The sequence below is a fragment of the Cutibacterium nasicola genome, assembly GCF_051303185.1.
Taxonomy (GTDB): Bacteria; Actinomycetota; Actinomycetes; order Propionibacteriales; family Propionibacteriaceae; genus Cutibacterium.
This window is the reverse complement of sequence record NZ_JBPPGE010000002.1, coordinates 254,978-279,250: the sequence shown is the minus strand read 5'-3', so window position 1 is coordinate 279,250 and position 24,273 is coordinate 254,978. Positions and strand designations below refer to the sequence as shown.

Sequence of the window (24,273 nt, the reverse complement as noted above, 5' to 3'; positions counted from 1 at the left end):
TCGTATGGGGAAGAGTTCGGGGCTTCGTCACACATTGATGTGTTTGTCTGGATTATCGAGGAGCGGCTCGAGAAGGCTGATTGCTCCCCCTCGGGAAGCGGCCCAGCGCTCCGACGCATCTGGAGAGGTGATGAACCGTACTGGTCGGGGCCCTAAAACTCGCTGATCGAGTTCGATGCGCGCGGACGGTTCCAACGCAGGCAGAAGCGTGGCTAGTTCGCCGCCGAAGATGACGTCATGAATGACGAGGAGATTGGCGATATCTGCGATGGCTCGGCCGAGCGCTCGTCCAGCTAGGGAAAGTGTTTGGATAAGTTCGGGAAGGGGCTGGCTGGAGAGCATCCCGGCAGCCGTCGTGGAACTAGGCAAGTGGAGTGTACGGGCGAGCGCACGGTGGCCTACGAAAGCCTCAAGACAACCTGTTGAACCGCAGGAGCATGTCGGTCCAGCTGGATCTACACAGACGTGGCCTATCTCACCTCCCCATCCTTGTCTGCCGATGGAAGGGCGCGAATGGGCGACGATGCACCCACCGACGCCGACATCGCCGGAGATATAGAGAAAGTTCTCAGGACCGTTCGGGACACCGGGAGAGAGCCTTGCAGCACTCCACGAGGCGAAGGTCGCTTCATTGCCGACCTGGATGTCGCCGAGCTCTTCTCCGGGATCGAGCAGAGGTGCGGGGGTTACGTGTTCCCACCCAAGGTTGGGGGCCTTATATAGGGTGTCACCGACAACGATGCCGGGTAGAGCGAGCGCTGTTCCTCCAAAACTAATGGCCGATGAGCGTAGCCGGTTGACCATGGCGGAACCCATTGCGCCGAGCTTAGTCAAGACGGCCTTAGGTTCGCTATGACGGAAGTCCCCGGTCCGTGCCTCTTGGAACAAGACCTCACCAGTTAGATCCATCGCTAGAGCCGTCAGGTAAGACACGTTCGCCTCTAACCCGATCGTGAAGACAGCTCCCGGCCGGATAATGAGAGGCGTTGCGGGTCGGCCGGGGGTGCCATTGTTCGGAGCGTTGAGTTCCATGATGATGCCGCTGGACAACAGACTGTCCACTAGCCGGGAAACAGTCGAGCGTGTCAGACCGACTTCATCGGCGATGTCAGCACGTGACAGGGCAGTTGGGTGGGTGGCAATAGCCGAGAAGACGCTGGCTAGGTTCGAAGCACGGACGTCTCGAGCGTTCATGCTTATCGTGCGTTGCTCAGGGGATGCCGGGTTGCGTCGCTTCGGCCTAGGCATGACGACAACACTAAACCACAAAGCCTTCATGATAATCGAACAGAAAAACAAACAGGGGGATTCGGTTGGCTGATCTGATGTGAATATGGGACTTGTTTGGATAGGGCGGTACGGCCAGACTGGCGCCTGACGAGGTGGCGGTGACGCCTATGTCCACTCGGATGTCGACATACTCCAGAGCGTAATAGCTTGTCAGAGCCGTAACTATGGTTGTGTTGGGATGCCTGGCTACAAAAGTGCATGGGGCGATCAAATCTTGTAGACGAGGTGCTTGCGGGGGGTTGGAGAGATGGGTTACGCTGATGTTTGTAACATCGAAAAACAAATTATGGAGCGACTGCCTACCCAAGACGCTCGCTCGGATGTACAAGGAGGTACGCACAGCATGTCTGGACTATGGAATGTTGATCCCATCCCATTCGTGGGCCCTGAGGATCTCAAGCAGAATCTGGGCTTCCGCTACTATCAACCCGATCGCATCGTTGCTGGGAAGCGCATGGCTGAGTGGCTGCGCTTTGCTGTTGCCTATTGGCATACTTTCGATCAGCGCCTGGTTGATCCCTTTGGGGATGGAACTGCGCAGCGTCCGTACGACCACTTCACTGACCCGATGGATCTGGCATTGGCGAAGGTGGACTACGCGTTTGAATTCTACCGAAAACTTGGTGTGGAATACTTCTGCTTCCATGATCGTGACATCGCGCCTGAGGGCGACACTCTACGTGAGACGAATAAGAATCTCGACCGTGTCGTTGACCATATCGCCGATCTTCAGGCTGAGACCGGTATTAAGCTGCTCTGGAATACCAGTAACCTGTTCACGAACCCGCGTTTTGAGGCTGGTGCCGCCACGTCACCGTTCGCTGACATCTATGCCTACTCCGCTGCCCAACTCAAGCACAGCTTGGAGATCGCAAAACGTCTAGGCGCCGAAAATTACGTATTCTGGGGCGGTCGTGAGGGCTATGAGAACTTGTGGAATACCGATCTCAAGCGTGAGCAGGACCATCAGGCTTCATTCTTCCGGTTAGCTGTGGATTACGCCAAGGAAATCGGTCTAGGAGCGCAGTTCTTAATCGAGCCCAAGCCTAAGGAACCAACGACTCATCAGTATGACTATGACGCTGCTACGACGATCGCATTCCTGAAGAGCTATGAGCTGGATGATCACTTCCGTCTTAATCTCGAGGGAAACCACGCTAACCTGGCAGGACATAGTTACCAGCACGAGATCCGTGTGGCTCGGGCTGCCAACATGCTTGGCTCTTTGGATGCTAACCAGGGCGACAAACTGCTCGGGTGGGATCTCGACGAGTTCCCGTCTGACCTGTATGAGGCCACCGCTGTGATGTGGGAGATTCTTGACGCTGGTGGTATCGGCCCGCATGGCGGCCTCAACTTCGACGCTAAGCCACGACGTACCTCGTTCGCCCCAGAAGATCTCTTTGGTGCACACATTGTTGGGATGGATACCTATGCTGCCGGTCTGCTCGTAGCGGCGAAGCTGCATGAAGACAAGTACATCGAGGACGTCATCGCCGATCGCTATAGCTCCTACGAAGATGGTCTAGGCAAGAAAATAGACGAGGGCAGTGCAACTCTGGCTGAGCTTGAGGAACACGCTCTAGACATGGCTCAAAGCCAGCTTATAGCGGCAACCCATTCCGATCATGCAGAAGCTGTGAAGGCTACTGTCAGCAACTACGTTGTGGCGGCATTAGCCCAATCCTGATCGCACGCGTGGCTCGGGCCGGCGGTAGCTGTCGGCCCGGGGCCCACGGATTTCCCGAAATCTCTAATTTAAGTCCCTGATGCTTCAGAGCCTCGGGGCACCCTCGCGACGGTGCGAGGTAAGAAACGCAAACCAACGGCGGTGTGTGATGCAGAAGCATAAAACTCCCATGGGGTTCATCTACGTTTTCGGGTCCTTGGGCGGACTCCTGTTCGGTTATGACACGGGAGTCATTTCTGGCGCTATCCTATTCATTCAGGATCAGCTCCAGTTGCAATCTTGGGGCCAGGGCTGGGTTGTCAGTTCTGTTTTGCTTGGTGCGGTACTTGGCTCAGCATTTATCGGTCCAATGTCTGACCGTTACGGCAGGCGCCGGCTCATCCTGCTCGCATCGGTGATTTTCTTCATCGGGGCGCTTGGGTCTGGGTTGGCCCACTCGGTGACCATGCTCATTATTGCTCGCGTGATTCTTGGCATGGGTGTAGGTATCGCATCGGCGTTGATTCCGACATATCTCTCGGAACTTGCCCCCGCGAGCCGCCGTGGCTTCCTTACTGGGCTGTTCCAGCTCATGATTATGACAGGAATCTTGCTGGCTTATGTCACTAACTATGCTTTTGCAGGGTTCTACAGTGGCTGGCGTTGGATGCTAGGCTGCGCTGCGATTCCATCGGCAATTTTATTTTTCGGAGCCCTAGTGCTTCCCGAAAGCCCGCGGTTTCTAGTACGTGCGGGTAGAGAGGACGAGGCCACCGTCATCTTGCGAGGTATATACCGAGATAACGACGAAGTTGTTACCGAAAAGATTGCCGGGATCCGTCAACAAGCTGCCGTGGAAAATGGTGGGCACAAGGAGTTGTTCGGCAAGACGGCTCGTCCGGCTCTCATCGCAGCCATCGGTCTGGCGGTGTTTCAGCAGATCATGGGCTGCAACACAGTACTGTACTATGCACCCACCATTTTTACTGTCGTAGGATTTGGAGTCTCAGCAGCCTTGTTAGCTCACATCGGTATTGGTGTGTTCAATGTTATTGTCACTGCACTAGGGATCTGGCTTATGGATAAAGTCGACCGCAAGGTGATGCTCATTGCTGGCGGTTTGGGTATGGCTGTTTCCCTCTTCGTCATGAGTTTTTCCATGCGTTTCGCTGAGGGGTCGTTGGCCGCTGGGGTGATTTGTGTGGTTGCATTGACGATTTATATCGCTTTCTTCTCAGCAACATGGGGTCCGGTGATGTGGACTATGATTGGTGAGATGTTCCCTCTCAATATCCGTGGGCTGGGGAACTCCTTCGGTAGCGTCATCAACTGGGCGGCCAATGCTATCGTCTCGCTGACTTTCCCAGTTCTACTTGGTTCGTTAGGTACGGCCAACCTGTTTATTGGGTATGGCGTGTTATGCCTCGCTGCGTTGTGGTTCGTGCACGCTAAATGCTTTGAAACCCGTAATCGCTCCTTGGAAGAGATCGAAGAGGCGCTACGTGCTGCCTCTGCTAAGGACGACCCCAATCTAGCTCACGCCTGAGGATTGATGTTTCAGCCGCGGCGATCGGATACGTCGACGCGATTTTGTGACAATGCCGACCTGTAAACGAAGGAGGAGAGACGATGATTGCCACGGCATCTGGTCGATTGGAACACAACGTGCATCGATACGTAGCTGGGGTGGACACCTCGACCCAGTCATGCAAAGTGCTCGTTATTGACCCGCGGTCTGGACGGGTCGTGCGAGGGGGGCGGGCAGGGCATCCCGACGGCACGGAAGTAGACCCGCAGGCTTGGTGGCGAGCATTTCAGGATGCGGTTGCACAGGCCGGCGGGCTCGACGATGTGGCCGCACTTTCAGTCGGGGGCCAACAGCATAGCATGGTCTGCCTCGACGAAAATGGCGATGTCATCCGCCCGTCACTGCTGTGGAACGATACCCGATCGGCGCAAGCGGCGGAGGCTCTGATCCTCGAAGCTGGTGGAGGAGATCGTGAGCGTGGAGCTGCGTGGTGGGCGGACGCCGTTGGGTCTGTACCCGTGGCATCACTCACGGTGACGAAACTTCGGTGGCTAGTTGATCATGAGCCTGACAATGCTGCCAGAGTTGCTGCGATATGCCTGCCTCACGACTGGCTGACTTGGAGGATCTCGGGTAGTCACGATGTGAATGACTTGATTACGGACCGCTCTGAGGCGTCGGGTACAGGGTATTTCGATGGGAGAGATTCGACATATCGGCGAGATATCTTGATGGATGCTCTGCGCGTCAGTTATGAACGAGCAGAACAGATTGTTTTGCCGCGGGTCCTCTCACCGTGGGAACGCGCCGGAAATGGGGACTCGAAGCATGATTGGGGGCACGTTATCCTCGGGCCCGGCTGTGGGGACAATGCTGGAGCTGCGCTGGCTCTTGGATTGAAGCCCGGACAGGCGATGCTCTCGCTCGGTACGTCGGGAGTCGTGGCTGCGGTATCAGAGCATCCGACTGCCGACGGTTCTGGATTGGTGACTGGATTCAGTGACGCAACAGGACGATGGTTGCCGCTAGCCTGCACCCTCAATGCCGCGCGCATCATTGACGCAATGGCTTCGATTACCGGTATTGGTACTGACTATCAACGTTTCAGCGACTTGGCGCTGTCGGTTCCGGATGCTGGCGGACTTATTCTTACCCCGTACTTCGAGGGGGAACGGACCCCGAATCTTCCTGATGCCACCGCAGCTCTGACCGGGATGAATCTGGCGAATAGCGACCGTGCCCATGTGGCTCGTGCATCGGTAGAAGGCTTACTCAATTTAATGCGCGGAGCGTTGGATGCTCTCCGTCGGCTGGATGTCATCATCGATGAAGTGGTTCTCGTCGGAGGAGGGGCCCGCTTGTATGCAGTTCAACAGCTTGCGGGCTCCGTTTTGGGGTGCAAAGTGAGTATTCCTGAACCAGGGGAGTACGTGGCTCTTGGGGCGGCGCGGCAGGCTGAGCGGGTGCGTATGTCAGCTAGATGACCTCGCGTTCTCGCACTGAGGTATGAAACTATTGAATGGGACTGTTAGGCGGGCGAAATTGTCCTGCGAGCCATGTGTTCGGGAAAGCGAACAGGACAGTCCGATAGAGTTGCCAGAATCCTAACCCGGGATCATGCACACGCCATGAGTGAGATGGGTGAGCGTATTAAGAAAGTGCTTGGTAAGCGGCCCATGGATCAACAGGGCCTTGCCGATTGAATTGGCATATGCAAGGACAAGCCGGGGTAAGTCACTCAATGGCGTCAGGTAGTTCACAGTTGGTGAAGCGAATGTATCAGTCAAGTACTTGACATTGATCTGGGTTGGCTCATTGACGGGAGTGTTGATGCTAAGATCATTCGCACTATATTTAGGCATAAGTATGACTCTGATGGAGTAGTGCATATTCTTTCAGATGCTATTGGCTGTGCAGATCTGGAATTGGTTGAGCCAGCCTTGCTGCTGGCTGATGTGACCGGTGACACTATATTCGATGTGCTTGCTACAGTGTAAGTGCCGCGAGCGACCCGGGGAAAGAAGTCCGCTCGTGCGTATAGCAAGGTGGGTCGCGGCGGAGGACGAGCCTTCCCGGCTCCGGTCATTAACTTATCTGGTTTTCTTTCGAGTCTTGGCGTGGATTTAGTGTTCTTGTCTCATGTCCACGCGGACCTAGTTTAAACTTATTCGGTGGTGGTCTGTGGTCGAAGAATTGTCATCGTGCACACGACTTCTGCATGGTATTCGGCGGTTTCAGGATATTCTACGAGTTGGTGCATTTGCTTTTTTGGCGTGGCAGGGTTCAAACTGGGGGGCAACCCCGATGTCCAGTTGAATGAAGAAGTAATTGTCAACGGGTTTGCCGCTGACTTCCTTATGCCTCTGGCGACGTCGTAGGCCTCAGTGAAGATGCCGATGCGTCCGAATATTGCGGATTTCTGTTGGGGTTATACCATTGGCGTGGCTGCGCTTCGCATCCGTTGCGATAATCTTGGAAATAGTCTTTCGATTCTAGCCTAGTCGGAGTTTGCTGAGTTATGGAACAAGAAGAATCCAGTTATAGCATCGGATCACACTCGACTATTGCGGGTTCCAATAGTCCCACAGTGGATCATTGAGCGGCATGCCGATCTTGTCAGTGAGGTTGCCATCTCCCTGGCGCCTTGACAAAGATGACCGCTACACCGGTCGAAGACCTTGTAGCGTCGCCGGTTCCCGCAATGCCCGCCTTTTCAGAGATTTCGGAGATTGGATTGTGGCATGATTCGCATTGTCGTCTCTGATACGTCGCTGATGCGAAATATTCGTGACTTGGGACGGCTCCATTTCATGGAGATGCTTTTCGATGAGTTTAATAGATCGTGGACTTGCGATGTGGAGGTGGGATGTCAAAAACAACGTCTAGACCACGATCGGTTGGAGGGAACTTTCGATCCTTCAATTCAGGTGAATCCAACAGAAGTGATTAATTCTAAAACTATGTGGACGATGTGTTTCGGAGGCAGGTTAACGGCCACTAGCCCTCGGACACCCCGTAGGAAGGACATGGGGAAGTGTGTCACTCTAGCAATATGGGCTGACCGCTCTGCAGTTGGCGACAAGTTCCTCATCTTGGCTGAGGATCGCTCGGTCGTGCAGTTTTGTCGGTATGCCGCCATTCCCTGCACTGCGCAGGCACGTTTTATGGCAGGACGGCTCAGTTCCTGTGACGACTGCGGGCTCCGTGGCATCGCTTGCCTTTCGGTACGCCGACTTCCTGGATACTAACGCCGAGGCGGTGCACCGCATGCATGACCGTAGAGGCTGAACGTCCCCGGCTGGGACGTAGTCGTGATATCACATTTCGCTGATATCAGGTGTGCCTCGTCACACCAGCAACGCCTGGAGGGCGAAGGACACCAGCCAGTGGGTGGACATGAAGTCGCCGTCAGTGATTTGGGAGGCCACCTCGCTGATCTGACGATTAGTGGCCACCTCGATGCGGCGACGAGCGTCGTCGTCGAGCCATGGTGTCAGCACCCGCAGCTGCCAGGCCCGCGACAGGCTCAGCCCATACAGGTGGGCGAGCTTGCCGTCGGTGCCGTCGGTCACCTCGGCGACATCCAACAGGTTGTCGTCAGCCTGTCCCAGATGCGGTAGGAAGGCGTGCAGCCAGGTGCCAAACTCATCGGAGCGACCTTCGGTCCGGTAGACCCGCGCCATGAGGTGGGCTTCGCTCAACGCCGCCGACAAGAAGTCATTGCCGCTGGGCTCCCAGGACGACGGGTAGTCGGTGTCGGCGTCGAAGAAACGGTGGGAGTGCTTGACAATGGCATCGACGACGTCGCTACGTCCCAGGGCCTGGGCGGCATCGAGGCACAGGCCAATACCGAAAGCGGTGTTGTCGTGGGTTCCGGTGCGGACGGGGAAGGTCATCGTCGGCAGCCATGCCAGCAGGTTGTCGAAGATCTGGCGTCCGACGATCCGAGTCGCGGACGCCCACTCCGGCGAATTGCTCGTCATGGTGGCCAGCGCTGAACACTTGGCGGACAACAGTGCCGCCCATCCCCAGCCGTAGGGACGCTCGTACCCGCGATGAACCCGCAGGTACTCCGCCTCCACCTGGGCATTCTCATTGGTCAGACGCGCATTGAGAAGGCCAACCAGCTCGTCAATGGTTGCGCAATCGATCGACTGGTTTGCGTGCTCGAGCAAGGTGAGGGCCGACCACTGCATGTGTGCCGAGGAATGCCAGTCCAGACACCCATGAAAACACGGATGGAGACGCCATGGCGTGACGTCGACGTCGTCCGGCCCCTGGGACTGGTGGGCTGAACCCCATGGGAAGGGCCGATTCAGGCCGTCAATGATCGTCGTGGCCCATCCTTGGGCGTAATCGTCAACGTTCACAGCAAACCTCCTGGGAAGCAGCACAGATACATGATGAGAATGTTGCAGAACAGCAGTGGAACAGCGGTGGGGATCTGCGCCTTGATAGGACCATAACTGTCATCAAGCTCAAGCAAAGCTGCCGGGACCAGATTGAAGTTCGCGGCCATCGGGGTGCACAAGGTGCCGCAGAATCCGGCCAACATACCCATTGCGAAGATGGCAGCCATGTTGCCGTCGAAGTGCTGGATGAGTAGCGGCCACCCGACGGCAGCCGTCATCACCGGGAATGCCGCGAAGGCGTTGCCCATGACGAGGGTGAACAAGGCCATGCCGATGCAGTAAACACAGACCGCTGCGAAGAGACTTCCGGACGGCAGGATCCACGACGTGATGCGTCCCACTGCGTCACCGACGCCGGCATTATTGAACAGGGTGCCCAGGGTCGCCAGGAACTGAGGCAGGATCGCTGCCCAACCGATGTGGCCGAGCAGCCGGTCACCTTCCTTGAAGGGCACCATGGGGGAGCGCACCTTGAACATGATCATGGCGACGACGAGGGAGATCAGCGAAGCAGCTCCTAGACCGATGATGGTCGCCATGCCGGTTTCCAACACCGGATTTCCGCCGAAGGACAGGTCACGCATGCCGGCCACCGCGAAGATCGCGGCGACGATCGGAATGATGAGGGCGGGCACGAACAGTTTGTTGCCGAACCTCTCGGAGAGCTCCTCCCGCTCGGCGTCAGTAGTGGTCTCGTTGGAGCCGCGGCCCGGGAAGCCGCATGCCGCCAGTACGACCAGGAGGAGGACAGCGACGCCCTCCACGAGTGCCGGTGCCGTCTTGTCGACGACGAAGGTGCCGTAGCCGAAGCAGAAGGCCAGGATCGCCCAGAAGGCTGCTGATCCTAACCGCTTCCTGTCATCGCGATCGCGCATCCGGATGACGGCGATGATGAGGAAGAGGATTCCGCACAGCCAGTAGAACCATTCCACCTTGATCATTCGCGGACCCCCTGCTCAGGATTGCCGCCCGAAGGCAGACTGACGGTGCGGCCAGGCTCAGGAGTGGTGTCGACGCCGACGTCGTCCCCTCCCTCGGCGGCCATCTTGGCGAGCTTGCGATCCAGCAGCCACATCCGTGGGGCATGGATGAGGAAGGCGCAGATAGCCGTCGGGATGGCCCACAGGGCGATCTGGAGGGCTTCGAGCTTGAGGTTGTAGGTGGCATCGACGAAGCCGGTGATGAGCAGGATCGACCCGATGGCAATGAAGACGTCCTCACCGAAGAACAGTCCAATGGTGTCCGCCGAGGAGGCATAGGAGCGCAGTTTCTCCCGCATCTTGCGGGTGTAGCGAGGGTGACTGCGTCGGGCGGCAGCCTCAGCCATCGGCACGACGAGGGGACGCACCGCCTGGGCGGGTCCGCCGATGGATGACAACCCCAGTGCAGCGGTGATCTGGCGAATGGCGAGGTAGATGGCGAGGAGCTTCCCAGCCGTCATGGATTTCATCTTCGACATCAGGCGGCCGGCCTGTTGCATTAGGCCGTGACGTTCTAGCAATCCGATGACAGGCAGCACGACGATGAAGACCGTCACGGATCGAGAACTGGCAAATCCGGTACCGAAAGTTTCGATGATCTTGACCGGCGACATGCCGGCAATGAGACCGGCAGCGACACCGGCGACTGCGACCACGAGCATGGCGTTGAGCCGCAGCGCGAAGCCGACGACGACGATCGCCACGGCAAGCAGAACCCACATGGTTCGCTCCTCTCCTGGGTGTTTCTGGGGATTTTGTCGCGTCACTCTAGAGAGCGTGTCGGGAGTATTTCACGTCTCCATTGCCGGATCTGTCACGACGGCCAGGCAGATTGCGGCAATCTTGGGTCATGACAACTGTTGATCTCAATGCAGACATGGGGGAGTCCTTCGGGTCGTGGAAGATGGGTGACGACGAGTCCCTGCTGGGAATCGTCACCTCGGCGAATGTGGCCTGCGGGTTCCATGCCGGCGATGCCGTCGTCATGGGACGCACCTGCAAGGCCGCCGCAGAACGCGGGGTGTGCGTGGGGGCCCATGTCGCCTACCGGGACCTCGCCGGGTTCGGTCGCAACTTCGTCGACGTAGACCCCGGACGACTGCGTGACGAGGTCATCTACCAGTTGTCGGCGCTGCGCGGGGTTGCCGCGGTTCACGGCGCGTCGGTGCGCTACGTCAAGCCTCATGGCGCCTTGTACAACACGATCGTCCACCACGAGGCGCAGGCCAGAGCTGTCGTCGAGGCGATCGTCGCCGTCAATTCCGCCACGGATTCTGACGTGGCCATCCTCGGTCTGCCCGGCGCCCTCGTCCTCGACCTTGCCGAGCAGCAGGGGGTGCGAACCCTGCGTGAGGCCTTTGCTGATCGCGCCTACAACCCGGACGGCACCCTGGTGTCGCGTAGCCAGGAGGGATCGGTGTTGCACGACCCCGACGAGGTCGCCGAGCGGGTCGTCAAGCTCGTGACCCAGGGGGCGGTGACCGCCATCGATGGCACCGAGGTGAGTATCCAGGCCGATTCGGTGTGCGTTCACGGTGACACCCCGGGGGCTGTCACGATGGCCACGGCGGTGCGCGATTGTCTTGCTGCTGCCGGTGTCGAGCTGCGGGCTGTCGCATGAGACTGCTGCCGGCCGGGCGGACGGCGGTTCTCGTCGAACTGGACGACGCCGGTCAGCGGCGGCGTCTGCATCGCGCCCTGAGCGACCACCCGGCTGAAGGGATGGTGGATCTCGTACCGGCCCAAACGACGGTGCTCGTCCAGGTGGAGTCCGCTGACCTGTTGCCGGGAGCCGTCGCCCATGTCCAAGACCTGCTCGCCGGGGGATTGGACGCTGTCGAGGAGGGATCGCGGGAGCCCCTCCCAGTGCCCGTGCGTTACGACGGACTCGATCTGTCGGACGTGGCAGATCTGCTCGACATGACGACCGACGAGCTGGTGAAGCACCACAGCGACCAGCTGTGGACGGTGGAGTTCGCGGGATTCATGCCTGGGTTCGGGTACATGTCCGGGGTGGACTGGCCCTACCGGATTCCACGTCGCTCCAGCCCCCGAACCCGGATCCCACCGGGCAGTATCGCCCTGGCCGACGGATTCACCGGGGCTTATCCGCAAGCGTCACCGGGCGGTTGGCAGATCATCGGGACGACGGAGATGACGCTGTGGGACGAGAACGCTGACCCGCCGGCCCTGCTGTTGCCGGGTGCCGTCATCAAGTTCGAGGCGGTGACCTCATGACTCACTTCGTCGTGGAGATGGCCGGGCCCAGAACCCTCGTCGAGGATGCTGGACGTCGCGGATGGGCCGATCTGGGGATCAGTGGCTGCGGGGCGTGGGATCGTCGCGCCTATCGGGAGGGAGCTCGTCTCGTCGGTAACGCAGCCGGTCTCGGGTGCCTGGAAGTTCTGCTCGGTCCAGTGCGTCTGACGTGCATCGGAGAGCCTGTTCTTGTTGCTGCGACAGGGGCAGACGTCGAGATTGATCTGGATGGATCACCACGTCCCAACGGCCGTGGATTCCTCGTCGCCGATGGTCAGACGCTGACGGTCGGTGCGCCGGAAACGGGATTACGGAGTTATCTGTCCGTCACCGGAGGCATCAGTGCGACGCCGACCTTTGCCAGCGTCTCGGCCGACCCGACCCGAGGGATGGGACCAGCCCCGCTCAAGACGGGAGACGTCGTCACCGTTGGGGATGGGCCAGCCGGCGTCATCACTACGAAGCCTGTCAACGTCGGTCCCGCGCCACAAGAACTCATCCTCCACGGCGTATGGGGCCCGCGCGACGACTGGTTCACTGACGCTGGCCGACGCGCGCTCGAGGAGACGACATGGCGGGTCGGAGAGGCGAGCGACCGCGTCGGGACGCGGCTGGAAGGGCCGTCCCTGGAGCGAGCAGTGACGGGGGAGTTGACGAGTGAGCCGGTGGTGCGAGGAGCGATCCAGGTGCCCACCTCGGGTGTGCCCCTGGTCTTCGGCCCGGATCATCCGACGACCGGTGGGTACCCAGTCATCGGGGTTGTCGACCCCGACGACGCAGACCGTCTTGCCCAGGCTCGAGCCGGGGTCGTCGTGAGGTTTCGGATGTCATCGCAGCCGTGGCGATGACACGTTCCCGGGGTAATCCGCCGGGGTATCATCGGCCCTTGCCCTAACCTCTTCGCCCCCTAGGAGACCTCTTGTCGTCCGAGCAATCGCCAGTCGTGGACGTCGATCGCCTTGCCCGGGACCGAGATGGAAATGTTGTCTCCGAGAGGCAGGCATGGAGCGCTCTGTGGGCCCTCCTCGTGGGCTTCTTCATGATCCTCGTTGACACGTCGATCGTCACGACCGCACTGCCAGCGACCATCCGCGCCCTCAACGCCAATCTCAACCACGGCGTGTGGATCACCAGTGTCTATCTGCTCACCTACGCCGTCCCGCTGCTGATCACCGGACGTATGGGTGACCGCTGGGGCCCGCGTCGCATGTACCTCATCGGCATGCTCGTCTTCGGAGTCTCCTCGCTGGCCTGCGGTCTCTCCCCGACGATCGGCGTCCTCATCGCCGCCCGTGCGGTTCAGGGCATTGGCGCTGCCTTCATGACTCCGCAGTCCCTGTCGATGATCACTCGACTCTTCCCGCCGGAGAAGCGTGGCGCCGCCATGGGTCTGTGGGGAGCCACGGCAGGTGTGGCCAGCTTCATCGGCCCGGTTCTTGGCGGCGTCCTCGTCGACACCCTGGGATGGGAGTGGATCTTCTTCGTCAACGTCCCGATCACCGTCATCGGGCTCTGGTTGGCCATCCGGAACGTCCCTGCCCTCGAGACCCACGGCCACGCCTTCGACTGGCTCGGCGTCATCCTGTCGGGTATCGGCATGACCCTGTTGGTCTTCGGTATCCAGGAGGGCGAGCAGTACAACTGGGGGACGATCACTGGCATCATCTCGGTGCCCTTGCTCATCATCCTCGGCGTGGTCTTCATGGTGCTCTTCATCGTCTCGCAGACCCGATGGGCACAGACCCATCTGCACGCGCACGCGAGCGACTTCGAACCGCTGGTTCCGCTGCGTCTGTTCACCAAGCGCAACTTCGCTCTTGCCAACATCGCGATCTTCCTGGTCGGCATGCTCGTGACTGCCTACTTCCTGCCAACGGCTGTCTATTTGCAGAACGTTCGTGGGAAGTCTCCGACGGTTGCTGCTCTGTTGCTCATCCCGACCGCCATCTTCTCCGGTTTGCTGTCGCCGGTGGTTGGGCGGGTTCTGCAGCGCCGCTCGTCGGGACGAATGGCTGCCATCGGCGTGGCTCTCTACGTGATTGCCTCGATCGGATGGTGGCTGTTCACCGTGCCGTCGACAGGTCTGTGGGTCTTCCCACTGCTCTCGATCATCACCGGTATCGGTTCGGCCATGACGTGGAGCCCGATTTCTCTCGTTGGTACTGACGACCTCGGACAGGCTGACGCCGGAGCTGGTTCGGGGGTCTTCAACGCCACCCGCCAGGTCGGTTCAGCCCTTGGTTCGGCGTTCATCGCCATGATGATGGATGCCCGAATCATGGCTCGTCATGATCTGGGACGAGGGCTCGGCGAGTCGATGTTCATCACCATCATCGCCGGTACGATCTGCGGCATCGTCTGTGCCTTCTTCGCGAACTTCCAGCGTTCGCGTCAACACAATTGTTGATGACAACAATCCGTTACGGGGCAGGTGGACGGCACGAGGAGCCTTTCGCCTGCCCCGTAGGATGGCCATATGAGGGTTGCCATCGGAGGATTTGCCGGTCTCATCGGCACAGCGCTGGTTCAGCGGCTGCGCAAGGGAGGACATGACGTCGTCACGCTGACTCGTCATGAAGCCATCCAACCCTCCGACCGCAGATGGGACCTCGACACCCTGTCCATCGCCCCGCCATTCCTCGACGATGTCGACGCCGTGGTGAACCTGGCTGGAGCACCCATCGCGGAGGGACGTTGGACTGAAGAACGCAAGACCCGCATCCTGGCATCCCGCATTGACTCCACCCGTCTCATCGTGCGCGCTCTGGCATCCTCACCACGCTGCCGGGTTTTCATCAACGGATCAGCCGTGGGCTATTACGGCCCTCGTGGCGATGAATGGCTCGACGAGAATGACCCCGCTGGCGAAGGGTTCCTGGCCGAGGTCTGCCAGCGGTGGGAAGCAGCCGCGTGCGCCGCTCCCGAGGGAGTGCGCGTGGCAACCCTGCGTACCGGTCACGTCATGAGCTCGTTCGGCGGCATCCTCGGCAAGGAGCGCCCACTCTTCCGGCTCGGATTGGGCGGCAAGATCGGTGACGGCAGCCAGTACATGTCGTGGATCAGCCTTCATGACCATGTGTCGGCCATGGTGCGGATCCTCACTGAGGATTCCATCAGTGGACCGGTCAACCTCGTCGGACCGAATCCATGCACCAATGCCGAGTTCACGAAAACCCTGGCCAAGGCGATGCATCGTCCGGCAGTGGTGCCATTCCCGGTTCCGGTGGCAAAGACGATCTTCGGGTCGCAGCTCGTTGACGAGACATTGTGTGCAGGGCAGAGGGTCAAGCCAGCCAAGCTCCTTGAGCACGGATTCGAGTTCCGCGACACCTCCATCACCGAGTCAATCACCTCAGTACTTGCAGGACGCCGATGAGCCAGAACAACCAACGTCCCGACAATTATTCCCGCCCAGACGAGTGGGGTTCATGGGCGGACGAGCCGAAACATGACGAGTCCTCCTGGGCACCTTCGCAGCCAGATTCCGGGCAGGCAGAAAGGACGTCGAGACCGGAGTCCGAGCCATATCGCTCGGGGGAGGTCGATCCCTCGTGGGAAGCACCCTCGGCGTCGTACCAGCAAGCCGCGCCCAAACCCGTTGCCCGCCCTAAGCGACGCAGCGACGCTCCGGTAGCGACGTGGACCCTCATCGGCGTCTGTTTCCTGGTGTGGGCGGGGGAGTGGGTCAGCCCTCAGATCCGCGACGCCGTCGTCCTGGCGCCGATCGAGGGGTTCCATGAGCCGTGGCGATTCGTCACGTCGATGTTCGGACACGCGCTGAGCATCTTCCACATCGGCTTCAATATGTACGCGTTGTGGGCCCTTGGCCGATCTCTGGAGCCCTTCCTCGGACGCGCCAGATTCCTCGCCGCCTACCTCATGTCCGGCCTGGGCGGGGGAGTGCTGTTCTGCCTGATGGCCTCCCCGCACGGTGACGGGACGCTCCTGCCGAACATGAATGACGGCGTCGTCGGCGCATCCGGCGCGATTTTCGGCCTGTTCGGAGTGCTGCTCATCGTGCAACGCAGGCTCGGGGCGTCGACCCGCGACCTGTGGATCGTGCTGGCCATCAACGCGGCACTGCTGTTGTTCATCTCCGGGATCGCATGGCAGGCCCACCTTGGGGGTTTTCTCGTCGGAATGATGTGCGGGGTTATTTTCTTCGAGGACCCCAAACGTATTCAGGCTGGCAAATCCGCGCAGACATGGCCTCGAATGGTTTTGTTACTGCTTGCCATGGTGGCCGCGCTGGTGGTCAAATATCTGGTGGTCTGATACGCGTTTGGTGGCGGTCAGGAAATGGTGAGATCAGCGAGATCAGCTGGTCGGTGACGTGCGATGTGTAGCCCCTCCTGAATGGCCCACATGGCCCACTGGTCGCGAAATTCTGGGTTCCGGGTTAAGGCTCGGTGGCGCCTGAGCGGTGCCGAGACTTCGCACCACACTCGCAGGGATGCCAAAGGTGCATTCGTCGGCGTCAGTACCCCGCAGCCTTCGATAACGAGGGGACGATTCGCATCTAGGATGACTTCGTCGTCGAAGCGGTTTTGATACCAGTCCCAGCGCCGGTACCGGCGTCTAGCGACGAGATCACGCAGGTCCCACACCGATGACAATCCGGACCAGCCAGGGTACAGGTCGTCAGCGTGGACGAGCTGCCAGTCGGCATGGTGACAGATGAGGGTATTGGCTAAGGTGGTTTTTCCTGCCCTAGAGCGCCCATCGATGAGGACAACCGGCTGCCCGTGTCGTAAAGGTTCGGCAAGGATGAGTTCCTCCAGAAGGTCAAAGCGGTCGGCGTCAATGAGCACCTCACTAGTCTCGTCGCCTTGGGCCAAGGAAAGCAACGATTGGGGGCGGTCAGCCCGTCATCAGGTGAGTAGTTTCACGCAGTGGCCCCAAGTTATCAGCGCCGTTGCGCTTATGCAGCAAGATACCCAGCCCGCTCAACGAGTACCGCAATGCGGACTCGACTGTCGACGTTGAGCTTGGTCTGAATCGTCGACAGATGCGCCTTGACGGTGCTTGCCGAAATGTTTAACCGCGCGGCAATGGCGTCATTGGTTAGTCCCTCGGCCACCGCTATTGCAACCTCTCGCTCCCGGTCAGTGAGGGCGGAAAGGGTCTTGCGGGCAGCCCGGTGGCCCTGTCTACCAGTGTCGCTCCGCAACTGTTCTAGAAGTTGGCGGGTCGACGTCGGGGACATGAAGGCATCTCCAGTGTGGGCCGCACGCACGGCACTGACGATGTCCTCAGGTGAGGAGGTTTTCAGTAGGAACCCCAATGCCCCGGCGTGAATTGCGTCGGTGATGGCCGCATCGGTGGTGACGGTAGTGAGGACGACGACCTTGGGCGAGCTCGGGGAATGGGTGATTCGCGATGTCGCCTCCACACCACTCATTCCGGGCATTCGCAGGTCCATGAGGACCACATCGGCCTGGGGAGCCTGCCTCACGGCTCCGTCGCCGTCACTGGCCTCACCGACCACCTCAAGGTCATCAGCGGCCTCAAGGATCTGGCGTACAGCTCTGCGTACGAGCGTGTCGTCGTCGACGAGTAAGACGCGAACGGGCAGCATGGCCACATCCTATGATGTTCACCGTTTGCGATTCGTTGCGGCTGCACCGTGGTCTATTAGGAGCAGGCGGGGATGATTATCACCGCCACGGGATGTCCACATGGACGTGGAACAGATCGTCGTCAAGACCGTAGTGAAGGCTGCCCCCAAGTAGCTCGACACGCTCGGTGATCCCCTTAAGCCCGCGGGAATGGGCACTCGGTCCTCCAGCCCATCCGCCGATGTAGCCGTTCGTCGCGTCGATGCTGATTCCGTCTCGGGGATTCCCGCGTACGCGCAGGGTCGTCGTCTGCCCGGGTGCGTGCTTGGCTGCGTTAGTGAGCAGCTCCTGAACGATGCGGTAGACGGCCCTCGACACGGCGGGATCGACCCGATCGGCGTCCTCAATGAAGACGCTCGAATTGAGGGGCTGACCGGCGCCGAAGGACTCGTCAATGACCTCGGCCAGTTTCGACAGGGGCAAATCGGGTGTCACGCGGGACTCGGTAAGTACCGACAACAGGGAATGCAGGTCATTGACGGCTGCAGCTGCCCCAGCCTGTACCTCGTGGGCGGCCTTGACGGCGTCCGGATTGTCCCGAAGTTGAGTCTCTAGCGCCCCGGACTGCAGGCTGAGAAGGGACAATCTATGGCCGAGTTGATCGTGGATTTCCTGGGCGATGCGCTCGCGTTCCTCGCGGCGTGACAATTCGTCGCCGAGTTTGGCGTTGGTGGCCTGCGCGACGTCGCGTTCCCGGGTAAGTGAGGTTGTGGTGCGTTGGGTGCGGCGCCACAGCCCCGAACCAATGGAGATGATGAGCCCGGCGGCGATGAAGGCCGCAACGGTGAACCAAGAGACCGTCAGATCAGCAGTGTCAGGGGTGTTTGCTGGGGACAAGAGAGTTTTGATCGTCGACGCGGCCTTCGGAGACCTGGCGGCGTCCACGACTCCTACGATGGTAGTCGTGATCGTCACGGCCGCGGTGGTCCACCACGGTGCCGCGCCACGTCGTCGTCCCAGCAAACATGCCAGGGCGATAAGAGGAACGGTGTTACCGATCGGTAGCACCAGGCTGATTGCCGCTGTGACGAGGGTGATTGTGAACGGTTGACGATGTCGCCATAGCAGCCAGACGGGCAAAACCACATCTGCGACGAGGGTAGCGATTCCGTGCAGCACGGTGAGACCGGAGGGGTTCTGCGCCGTCATATGGAGGGCCAGTGGACAGAACGCGGTCGAGGTGAAGCATCCGAGTATTCCGATGGCGATGAGGACGATGGACAGCCAAACGGCGGGCCTGCGATCGTCGCCCACGACTTCGTACTCGATCATGCCCTCATCCTAAGGGCGGTTTCGGTAGGGCTGCCTCGACCGGATGGACGAAAACACCTGCCCAATCGGCCACCTGCGGTCTGTCCGTTCGGCCGATGCGGGAGGGCCCGATCCTGGGATGCACTGGTGTGGAGTCGAAAGGAGACACCAATGTCCAATGACCAGCAATCACCCCACTACCCACAACCGCAGTACCCGGGAGAAGGTCCGCAAGGTCAGCCCAACTTCCAATATGCCCTGAACTCGAGCGGGATGCCGCCGTCGAAGCCAAAAAAGCCGATCTACAAGCGGGTGTGGTTCTGGATTGTCATCGCCGTCGTCATTCTGGGGATTTTCGCAGGTCTGGAAGGAGGGTCGAAAGGAGGTGACGAGCAGAAGTCCGGTAGCGACAAGGCCGCGTCCGCCCCAGCTACGAGCCAGGCCAAGCAGGTCGAAAAGCCTGCCGCGAAGACCACCGACGAGGATCAAGTTAAGGGCGACCTTGCCCTGCTCAAGGGTTGGAAGTTGAAGAAGGACGAGTTCACGGTCCATGTGACGGGGTACGTACGCAACAACTCTGACGAGTCGATCAACAACTACGTCCAGATCGAATTCAACGCCTATGACGCGTCCGGCAACAACACGGACACCTGTCTGGCCAACGCCAACTCTATCGATGCTCACGGCAAATGGAAGTTTGATGCGATTTGTTCCCAAAACCCTAGTGAGATCAAGACCGTGAAATTTAAGGATATCACCGGAATCTGATCAGCCCGAGGTTCAGCCGCTGCGATGGATCGCAGCGGCTGAACCTCGTTATGTTGCGGTGGGAGTTAGGCACGCATCTGGATTTTGATCTGGTGACTTTGGTGCTGGCTTTCCGGCAGGAGGGTCATCGCCATTTTTGTGTATTGACCGCTACCGATGAGCCTTAACAGGTGCGCGATCGTCAGTCATCCATCCCCATCACCTCGTTGTAGAGCCGGGTGGTGTGTAAGGCGATGTAGTTGATTTCGGCTTTCGTCAGGTCGTTGCCGATTACTTTCGACATGTGCTCGGCCACTTGGCTAGCTGCCAATGTGGCTTCTGGGTAGTGATCTGACATGAGTCCCACAATGTCCAGGTCAACGTGAGAGAGCTGCTTGTTGTCCGAGGCCCGAGCGAACAGATAGCGAAGGTGGGTGACGAAGCGGGATGCGCTCATGGACGAACGGTCGATCTCAACGTGCCACAGGTCCTCCAGCTCGGTGAAAACGTCGCAGATCGTCTGAGTCATCGACATGGTCCGCGAAACGTCTCTACTGTCCCACCGCTGATTGATGAAGTGCAGGGAGAATGCCACCCATTCCTCGGGTTGCAAATGGATTCCGAGAGCACCGTCGACGATTTCGACAGCGCGTCGGCCCAGTTCCGCCTCATCGGGATAGAGCTGACGGACTTCCCATTCCAGGGGAAAATCGATGACGGCCCCCTGCTTAGCTCGGTGCACAGCTGCGACGAGGTGATCGAGGATGGGCAGCATCATCCGTCGGGCATGGGGAGTGCCCAGCTCTTTGCGCGCCAATTCGACGATTGCCTGTGCCACTCGCACCTCGGTGTGAGTGGCGTTCGTTAGCAGTGATGCGATGGCGGTCGTGCGATAGGCACCCTCTGCGACATATCGCTGGGCCGATGAGGCATCGACGATCTCCCCGCGGTGTCGTCCATAGGCGATACCGCGAGCATTGACGACTATTTCGGTCCCCGAACCGTTGACGCCGAGAAGAACATTGTTGTTGTAAATCTTCTTGACGATGACGTGCCCTGGTCTGAGCGATCCCTGCTTCGTCGTTGCGTGCCGTGAGCGATCCGAACGTTGCACCGGGTCATCCTGCGGTGACTGAGAGCACTGACGCCGGATCATTGCTGCGTTCCGAGATGGTGAACCTGGCCGCGTTGGTCACGACCACGGGGGAGATCAGCGACGGTACGTGTGGCCGTATGCTGTCCAGATCGACGCTCAGGAGCAGATCGCCGGTCCTGACCCAGTCGCCCTCGTTGACGTGGGCAGTGAAACCTTCGCCCTTCAGCTCAACGGTGTTGACGCCGACGTGGACCAGAACCTCCGCCCCATTGTCTGCGCGCAGGCCAACGGCGTGGAGGGTCGGCGCGACAAGCATGACGATGCCGTCGATGGGCGAGGTGAAGTCGCCCGAGACCGGGGCGACCGCAAAGCCTGGGCCCATGTGCTTGCCTGCGAATACTGGGTCCGGTACGTCAGCAATATCGATGATCTCGCCCGAGACCGGTGCTGCGATGGTCAGGGGTGTGGCCTTGCGGCGCTTGCGAAAAATGGACATGTCGACACCTTTCAGTCGTCGATTCCGAGTTGGGCGTTGATGGCGTTCTTGTAGAGGATGGCTTTGGCTCCGTAGACGGCCTGGACTCCGCCGCCGACCTCGAAGACCTCGGTCGCTCCGAGATTCTTGAGTCTGGCTTTGTTGACCTGATCAGGCACCTTTACTGACACACGCAGACGCGTGATGCACGCGTCGACGTCCTCGATGTTCTCGGCACCGCCCAAGGCAGTGATGATCTCCGCCGCTGTCTCGTCGATCCCGTTGTTCCTCCGCTCGGACTTTTCCTGGGACCTTCTGTCGGTGGGTGTGGCGGCAGTCATGGTGTCCTCGAGATGTCCCGGAGTGGCGATCCGGAATTTCTTGATGAAAAAGGTGAAGGAGAAATAGTAGATGACGAACCAGAGCGCGCCGACAGGCAACACATACAGCCAGTGGGTCTTGGCCTCACCTTGCAGCACACCGAACAGGAGGTAGTCGATAGCACCACCCGAGAAGGTATTGCCAATACGAATGTTGATGAGGTCCGCCACCAGGAAGGAGACGCCATCGAGGACCGAATGGAACACGTAGAGCAGGGGAGCGACGAAGAGGAACATGTACTCGATCGGCTCAGTGATTCCCGTCAGGAAGGACGTGAAGGCGACCGAGGCGAACAGGCCGGTGTACTTGGCACGACGCCCCTTGGGCACGCACTGCCACATCGCCAGACACGCGCCCGGCAGACCGAACATCATGGTGGCGAAGCGGCCGGCGAAGTATCTGGTCGAATGGGTGAACAGTCCGACGTGGTTCGGGTCGGCGAGCTGGGCGAAGAAGATCTTCTGCGCGCCGACGACGGTCTGTCCGGCGACGACCTCGGAACCGCCCAGCGGGGTGTACCAGAACATCGGGTAGATCATGTGGTGCAGACCGACGGCACCCGCCAGACGCATCAGGAATCCGTAGAAGAGGGTGCCGATGACGCCCCATCCGGCGATCGCGGTGCCGGCGGACACCATTCCGGCCTGGATCGGCGGCCACACCAGGAAGAAGAACGCGCCGATGATGATTCCGGCGAAGGCCGTGACGATCGGCACGAAGCGCGAGCCTCCGAAGAAGCCGAGGAAGGCCGGCAGCTCGATGTTGTGGTAGCGGTTGTGGAGCCACACCGCGACGGCGCCGATGACGAGTGAACCGATGACGCCGGTGTCAATCGTCCGGTCGGGGTTGGAGGACAGGGAGACGAGGGCCTTGGTGGTGGCTGTCATGACGAGGAATCCGGTGATGCCGGCCAGTGCGGCGGTTCCCTTGTCGCGTTTCGCCAGGCCGATGCACAGGCCGATCGACAACAGCAGCGCGAGGTTTTCGAAGATGACATTTCCAGCTGCGCTCATGACCTGGAAGATGTCCTGGAGGATGGGATTGCCGAGGGCGGGGTAGCTCTTGACGGTGGTGGGGTTGGACAACGCGCCACCGATACCCAGCAACAGGCCTGCGGCTGGGAGGATGGCGATCGGTAGCATGAAGGCCTTGCCGATTTTCTGCAGGGTCTTGAACATGTCAGTTCTCTGAGGGGGTCTGGGCGGCGCGGGCGTGGATGGCGTCGACGAATCGGGTGCAGATCTGGGCGGGACGGGTGATTGCGCCGCCGACGACGACGGCGTGGGCCCCGGCGTCGAGGGCGGCCACAGCGAGGTCGGGGGTCGAGATGTTGCCCTCCGCGATGACGGGGATGGACAGGTCGGAGGCGAGACGACGCACCAACTCGAGATTGGGGACGGGGGAGTCCGCGGAGGCGGCGGTGTATCCGGAGAGGGTGGTTCCGACCAGGTCGACTCCGCACTTCTCGGCCGTGACGGCTTCGTCGTAGGTGGAGATGTCGGCCATCAGAACGGCAGTCGGATGGGCCTTGCGGATCTGGGCGATGAAGTTCGGCGTGGAGACATCGTTCGGATGGACGCGGTCGGTGGCGTCGAAGGCGACGATGTCGGCCCCGGCAGACAGGACTGCCTCGACGTCGTCGAGGGTCGGGGTGATGTAGGGCTCGAAACCGCCGTACTCCTTCTTGAGCAGGCCGATCACCGGTAACGGGACGGCTGCCTGGATCTCCTTGATGTCTCGGACCGAGTTGGCGCGAATGCCACCGGCACCGGACTGCGCAGCGGCAGTCGCGAACAGGGGCATGACGCCACCGTTCTCGGAATACATGGGTTCGCCGGGCAACGCCTGGCAGGAGACGACGAGTCCCTTTCTCAGGGACTGCACCACTGGATTCATGAGTACCTCCGGCAACGTGGGATACCGGCGTGGACACACTCGTGCCCGCCGGTGGATCAGGTATTGCCGAAAGTCACAAGCCTGAGATCCATGGAATGTTGCAGGAACCGTAACACACCCTTAGTTGAGTGCCACGGGGAGGGGTGCGTCACTGGGTGAGGGTGGTCAGATCCACCATGACGTCAGCAAGCTGCTCAGGATGGTGACGAACTTGGTGAAGCCTCTCCTGGATGGCCCACATTGCCCACCAGTCGATGAAGAACTCGTCACGTCCCAGGGCTCGGTCGCGGCGTGCGTCATAGGGGCAGGAGCACCACACCGTCATCGAGGCGTGCCTGGTATTCGTCGTGGTGAGGACCCCACACCCCTCGATGACGAGGGGACGATGCGCGTCGAGGGTGACCTCCTCGGCAAACCGGTCCTGGTACCAGTCCCAGCGTTGGTAGTGGTTCCCGACGATGAGCTCGCTCAGGTCCCACACCGCTGACAGGCCGGTCCAGCCGGGGTAGAGGTCGTCGCCGTGGACGACCTGGGTGTTCGGGCTCATCTCGGCGACGCGGTTGGCAAGGGTCGTCTTTCCCGACCCCGAGCCGCCGTCGATGAGGACAACTGCCCGCCTCGCCGCCGCGTCGATGTGCCCGGCAATGGCCTGGGCAGCGGCAACACTTCCC

The 24,273-nt window shown here is 60.0% G+C and carries 22 protein-coding genes; 10 read left to right on the top strand and 12 right to left on the bottom strand.

Features of this window, described 5'->3' with window-relative positions:
• Positions 1–27: 27 nt before the first annotated feature.
• Positions 28–1,278, bottom strand: coding sequence for an ROK family protein (locus tag ACSJJT_RS05155; RefSeq protein WP_435917280.1), 1,251 nt, complete (start codon positions 1,276–1,278; stop codon positions 28–30).
• 355 nt (positions 1,279–1,633) lie between these two features.
• Here ACSJJT_RS05155 and xylA point away from each other — a divergent pair, with 355 nt between their 5' ends.
• The 3 genes from xylA (at position 1,634) to ACSJJT_RS05140 (ending at position 5,971) form a co-directional block, all read left to right on the top strand.
• Complete coding sequence (gene xylA, locus ACSJJT_RS05150; RefSeq protein WP_435917279.1) at positions 1,634–2,980, top strand: xylose isomerase; 1,347 nt, start codon at positions 1,634–1,636, stop codon at positions 2,978–2,980.
• A 169-nt stretch (positions 2,981–3,149) separates the two neighbouring features.
• Entirely contained in the window at positions 3,150–4,505 is a 1,356-nt protein-coding gene (locus tag ACSJJT_RS05145; RefSeq protein ID WP_435917278.1) for a sugar porter family MFS transporter, read from the top strand.
• Positions 4,506–4,588: 83 nt separating this feature from the next.
• Positions 4,589–5,971 (top strand): xylulokinase, encoded by a 1,383-nt coding sequence (locus ACSJJT_RS05140; protein WP_435917277.1) that lies wholly within the window; start codon positions 4,589–4,591, stop codon positions 5,969–5,971.
• Positions 5,972–7,834: 1,863 nt separating this feature from the next.
• Here ACSJJT_RS05140 and ACSJJT_RS05135 read toward each other — a convergent pair.
• Genes ACSJJT_RS05135 through ACSJJT_RS05125 form a run of 3 tightly spaced genes read right to left on the bottom strand, consistent with a single transcriptional unit; the run spans position 7,835 to position 10,601 of the window.
• Positions 7,835–8,857 carry a DUF2891 family protein gene (locus ACSJJT_RS05135; protein ID WP_435917276.1) on the bottom strand — a complete coding sequence of 341 codons (1,023 nt, stop codon included), beginning with the start codon at positions 8,855–8,857 and terminating at the stop codon, positions 7,835–7,837.
• The gene (locus ACSJJT_RS05130; protein WP_435917275.1) at positions 8,854–9,840 is read right to left on the bottom strand and encodes a DUF979 domain-containing protein; all 987 of its coding nucleotides are present in this window, start codon (positions 9,838–9,840) and stop codon (positions 8,854–8,856) included. Before ACSJJT_RS05130 ends, ACSJJT_RS05135 begins: the two co-directional genes overlap by 4 nt.
• Positions 9,837–10,601 (bottom strand): DUF969 domain-containing protein, encoded by a 765-nt coding sequence (locus ACSJJT_RS05125; RefSeq protein WP_435917274.1) that lies wholly within the window; start codon positions 10,599–10,601, stop codon positions 9,837–9,839. Before ACSJJT_RS05125 ends, ACSJJT_RS05130 begins: the two co-directional genes overlap by 4 nt.
• A 128-nt stretch (positions 10,602–10,729) precedes the next feature.
• On the opposite strand from ACSJJT_RS05125, the gene ACSJJT_RS05120 reads away from it, so the two are divergent.
• From ACSJJT_RS05120 to ACSJJT_RS05095, 6 genes are all read left to right on the top strand, one after another.
• On the top strand, positions 10,730–11,500 hold the full coding sequence (locus ACSJJT_RS05120; protein ID WP_435917273.1) for a LamB/YcsF family protein: 771 nt from the start codon (positions 10,730–10,732) through the stop codon (positions 11,498–11,500).
• Positions 11,497–12,117, top strand: a complete 621-nt coding sequence (locus ACSJJT_RS05115) for a 5-oxoprolinase subunit B family protein (RefSeq protein ID WP_435917272.1) — start codon at positions 11,497–11,499, stop codon at positions 12,115–12,117. Before ACSJJT_RS05120 ends, ACSJJT_RS05115 begins: the two co-directional genes overlap by 4 nt.
• Positions 12,114–12,986, top strand: a complete 873-nt coding sequence (locus tag ACSJJT_RS05110) for a 5-oxoprolinase subunit C family protein (protein ID WP_016666905.1) — start codon at positions 12,114–12,116, stop codon at positions 12,984–12,986. The genes ACSJJT_RS05115 and ACSJJT_RS05110 overlap by 4 nt, the downstream gene beginning before the upstream one ends.
• A gap of 71 nt (positions 12,987–13,057) precedes the next feature.
• Positions 13,058–14,545 carry a DHA2 family efflux MFS transporter permease subunit gene (locus ACSJJT_RS05105; protein WP_435917271.1) on the top strand — a complete coding sequence of 496 codons (1,488 nt, stop codon included), beginning with the start codon at positions 13,058–13,060 and terminating at the stop codon, positions 14,543–14,545.
• 69 nt (positions 14,546–14,614) lie between these two features.
• Positions 14,615–15,514 carry a TIGR01777 family oxidoreductase gene (locus tag ACSJJT_RS05100; RefSeq protein ID WP_435917270.1) on the top strand — a complete coding sequence of 300 codons (900 nt, stop codon included), beginning with the start codon at positions 14,615–14,617 and terminating at the stop codon, positions 15,512–15,514.
• Positions 15,511–16,413: a rhomboid family intramembrane serine protease gene (locus tag ACSJJT_RS05095; protein ID WP_435917269.1), complete on the top strand. Its 903-nt coding sequence runs from the start codon at positions 15,511–15,513 to the stop codon at positions 16,411–16,413. The genes ACSJJT_RS05100 and ACSJJT_RS05095 overlap by 4 nt, the downstream gene beginning before the upstream one ends.
• Before the next feature lie 17 nt (positions 16,414–16,430).
• Here the strand turns inward: ACSJJT_RS05095 and ACSJJT_RS05090 are convergent, their stop codons facing one another.
• From ACSJJT_RS05090 to ACSJJT_RS05080, 3 genes are all read right to left on the bottom strand, one after another.
• Complete coding sequence (locus ACSJJT_RS05090) at positions 16,431–16,985, bottom strand: nucleoside/nucleotide kinase family protein (RefSeq protein WP_435917268.1); 555 nt, start codon at positions 16,983–16,985, stop codon at positions 16,431–16,433.
• A 74-nt stretch (positions 16,986–17,059) separates the two neighbouring features.
• Complete coding sequence (locus ACSJJT_RS05085; protein ID WP_435917267.1) at positions 17,060–17,716, bottom strand: response regulator; 657 nt, start codon at positions 17,714–17,716, stop codon at positions 17,060–17,062.
• A gap of 79 nt (positions 17,717–17,795) precedes the next feature.
• Positions 17,796–19,028: a sensor histidine kinase gene (locus ACSJJT_RS05080; RefSeq protein WP_435917266.1), complete on the bottom strand. Its 1,233-nt coding sequence runs from the start codon at positions 19,026–19,028 to the stop codon at positions 17,796–17,798.
• A 252-nt stretch (positions 19,029–19,280) separates the two neighbouring features.
• Between ACSJJT_RS05080 and ACSJJT_RS05075 the strand changes: the two genes are divergently transcribed.
• The gene (locus ACSJJT_RS05075) at positions 19,281–19,775 is read left to right on the top strand and encodes an FxLYD domain-containing protein (RefSeq protein WP_435917395.1); all 495 of its coding nucleotides are present in this window, start codon (positions 19,281–19,283) and stop codon (positions 19,773–19,775) included.
• A gap of 181 nt (positions 19,776–19,956) precedes the next feature.
• Here ACSJJT_RS05075 and ACSJJT_RS05070 read toward each other — a convergent pair whose 3' ends face one another.
• From ACSJJT_RS05070 to ACSJJT_RS05050, 5 genes are all read right to left on the bottom strand, one after another.
• Positions 19,957–20,868, bottom strand: coding sequence for a PRD domain-containing protein (locus ACSJJT_RS05070; RefSeq protein WP_435917264.1), 912 nt, complete (start codon positions 20,866–20,868; stop codon positions 19,957–19,959).
• Between the two features lie 4 nt (positions 20,869–20,872).
• On the bottom strand, positions 20,873–21,346 hold the full coding sequence (locus ACSJJT_RS05065) for a PTS sugar transporter subunit IIA (RefSeq protein ID WP_435917263.1): 474 nt from the start codon (positions 21,344–21,346) through the stop codon (positions 20,873–20,875).
• 11 nt (positions 21,347–21,357) lie between these two features.
• On the bottom strand, positions 21,358–22,884 hold the full coding sequence (locus tag ACSJJT_RS05060) for a PTS transporter subunit EIIC (RefSeq protein ID WP_435917262.1): 1,527 nt from the start codon (positions 22,882–22,884) through the stop codon (positions 21,358–21,360).
• A gap of 1 nt (position 22,885) precedes the next feature.
• Positions 22,886–23,602: an N-acetylmannosamine-6-phosphate 2-epimerase gene (locus ACSJJT_RS05055; RefSeq protein ID WP_435917261.1), complete on the bottom strand. Its 717-nt coding sequence runs from the start codon at positions 23,600–23,602 to the stop codon at positions 22,886–22,888.
• A 148-nt stretch (positions 23,603–23,750) separates the two neighbouring features.
• Positions 23,751–24,248: a nucleoside/nucleotide kinase family protein gene (locus tag ACSJJT_RS05050; RefSeq protein ID WP_435917394.1), complete on the bottom strand. Its 498-nt coding sequence runs from the start codon at positions 24,246–24,248 to the stop codon at positions 23,751–23,753.
• Between the last annotated feature and the right edge of the window lie 25 nt (positions 24,249–24,273).

What these genes read in the sequence shown, in the direction of transcription:
- ACSJJT_RS05155 (WP_435917280.1), bottom strand. Translation starts at nt 1,278, where the DNA reads ATGAAGGCTTTGTGGTTTAGTGTTGTCGTCATGCCTAGGCCGAAGCGA.
- ACSJJT_RS05120 (WP_435917273.1), top strand. Translation starts at nt 10,730, where the DNA reads ATGACAACTGTTGATCTCAATGCAGACATGGGGGAGTCCTTCGGGTCG.
- ACSJJT_RS05130 (WP_435917275.1), bottom strand. Translation starts at nt 9,840, where the DNA reads ATGATCAAGGTGGAATGGTTCTACTGGCTGTGCGGAATCCTCTTCCTC.
- ACSJJT_RS05140 (WP_435917277.1), top strand. Translation starts at nt 4,589, where the DNA reads ATGATTGCCACGGCATCTGGTCGATTGGAACACAACGTGCATCGATAC.
- ACSJJT_RS05055 (WP_435917261.1), bottom strand. Translation starts at nt 23,602, where the DNA reads ATGAATCCAGTGGTGCAGTCCCTGAGAAAGGGACTCGTCGTCTCCTGC.
- ACSJJT_RS05060 (WP_435917262.1), bottom strand. Translation starts at nt 22,884, where the DNA reads ATGTTCAAGACCCTGCAGAAAATCGGCAAGGCCTTCATGCTACCGATC.
- ACSJJT_RS05085 (WP_435917267.1), bottom strand. Translation starts at nt 17,716, where the DNA reads ATGCTGCCCGTTCGCGTCTTACTCGTCGACGACGACACGCTCGTACGC.
- ACSJJT_RS05080 (WP_435917266.1), bottom strand. Translation starts at nt 19,028, where the DNA reads ATGATCGAGTACGAAGTCGTGGGCGACGATCGCAGGCCCGCCGTTTGG.
- ACSJJT_RS05125 (WP_435917274.1), bottom strand. Translation starts at nt 10,601, where the DNA reads ATGTGGGTTCTGCTTGCCGTGGCGATCGTCGTCGTCGGCTTCGCGCTG.
- ACSJJT_RS05115 (WP_435917272.1), top strand. Translation starts at nt 11,497, where the DNA reads ATGAGACTGCTGCCGGCCGGGCGGACGGCGGTTCTCGTCGAACTGGAC.
- xylA (WP_435917279.1), top strand. Translation starts at nt 1,634, where the DNA reads ATGTCTGGACTATGGAATGTTGATCCCATCCCATTCGTGGGCCCTGAG.
- ACSJJT_RS05100 (WP_435917270.1), top strand. Translation starts at nt 14,615, where the DNA reads ATGAGGGTTGCCATCGGAGGATTTGCCGGTCTCATCGGCACAGCGCTG.
- ACSJJT_RS05145 (WP_435917278.1), top strand. Translation starts at nt 3,150, where the DNA reads ATGGGGTTCATCTACGTTTTCGGGTCCTTGGGCGGACTCCTGTTCGGT.
- ACSJJT_RS05095 (WP_435917269.1), top strand. Translation starts at nt 15,511, where the DNA reads ATGAGCCAGAACAACCAACGTCCCGACAATTATTCCCGCCCAGACGAG.
- ACSJJT_RS05065 (WP_435917263.1), bottom strand. Translation starts at nt 21,346, where the DNA reads ATGTCCATTTTTCGCAAGCGCCGCAAGGCCACACCCCTGACCATCGCA.
- ACSJJT_RS05110 (WP_016666905.1), top strand. Translation starts at nt 12,114, where the DNA reads ATGACTCACTTCGTCGTGGAGATGGCCGGGCCCAGAACCCTCGTCGAG.
- ACSJJT_RS05075 (WP_435917395.1), top strand. Translation starts at nt 19,281, where the DNA reads ATGCCGCCGTCGAAGCCAAAAAAGCCGATCTACAAGCGGGTGTGGTTC.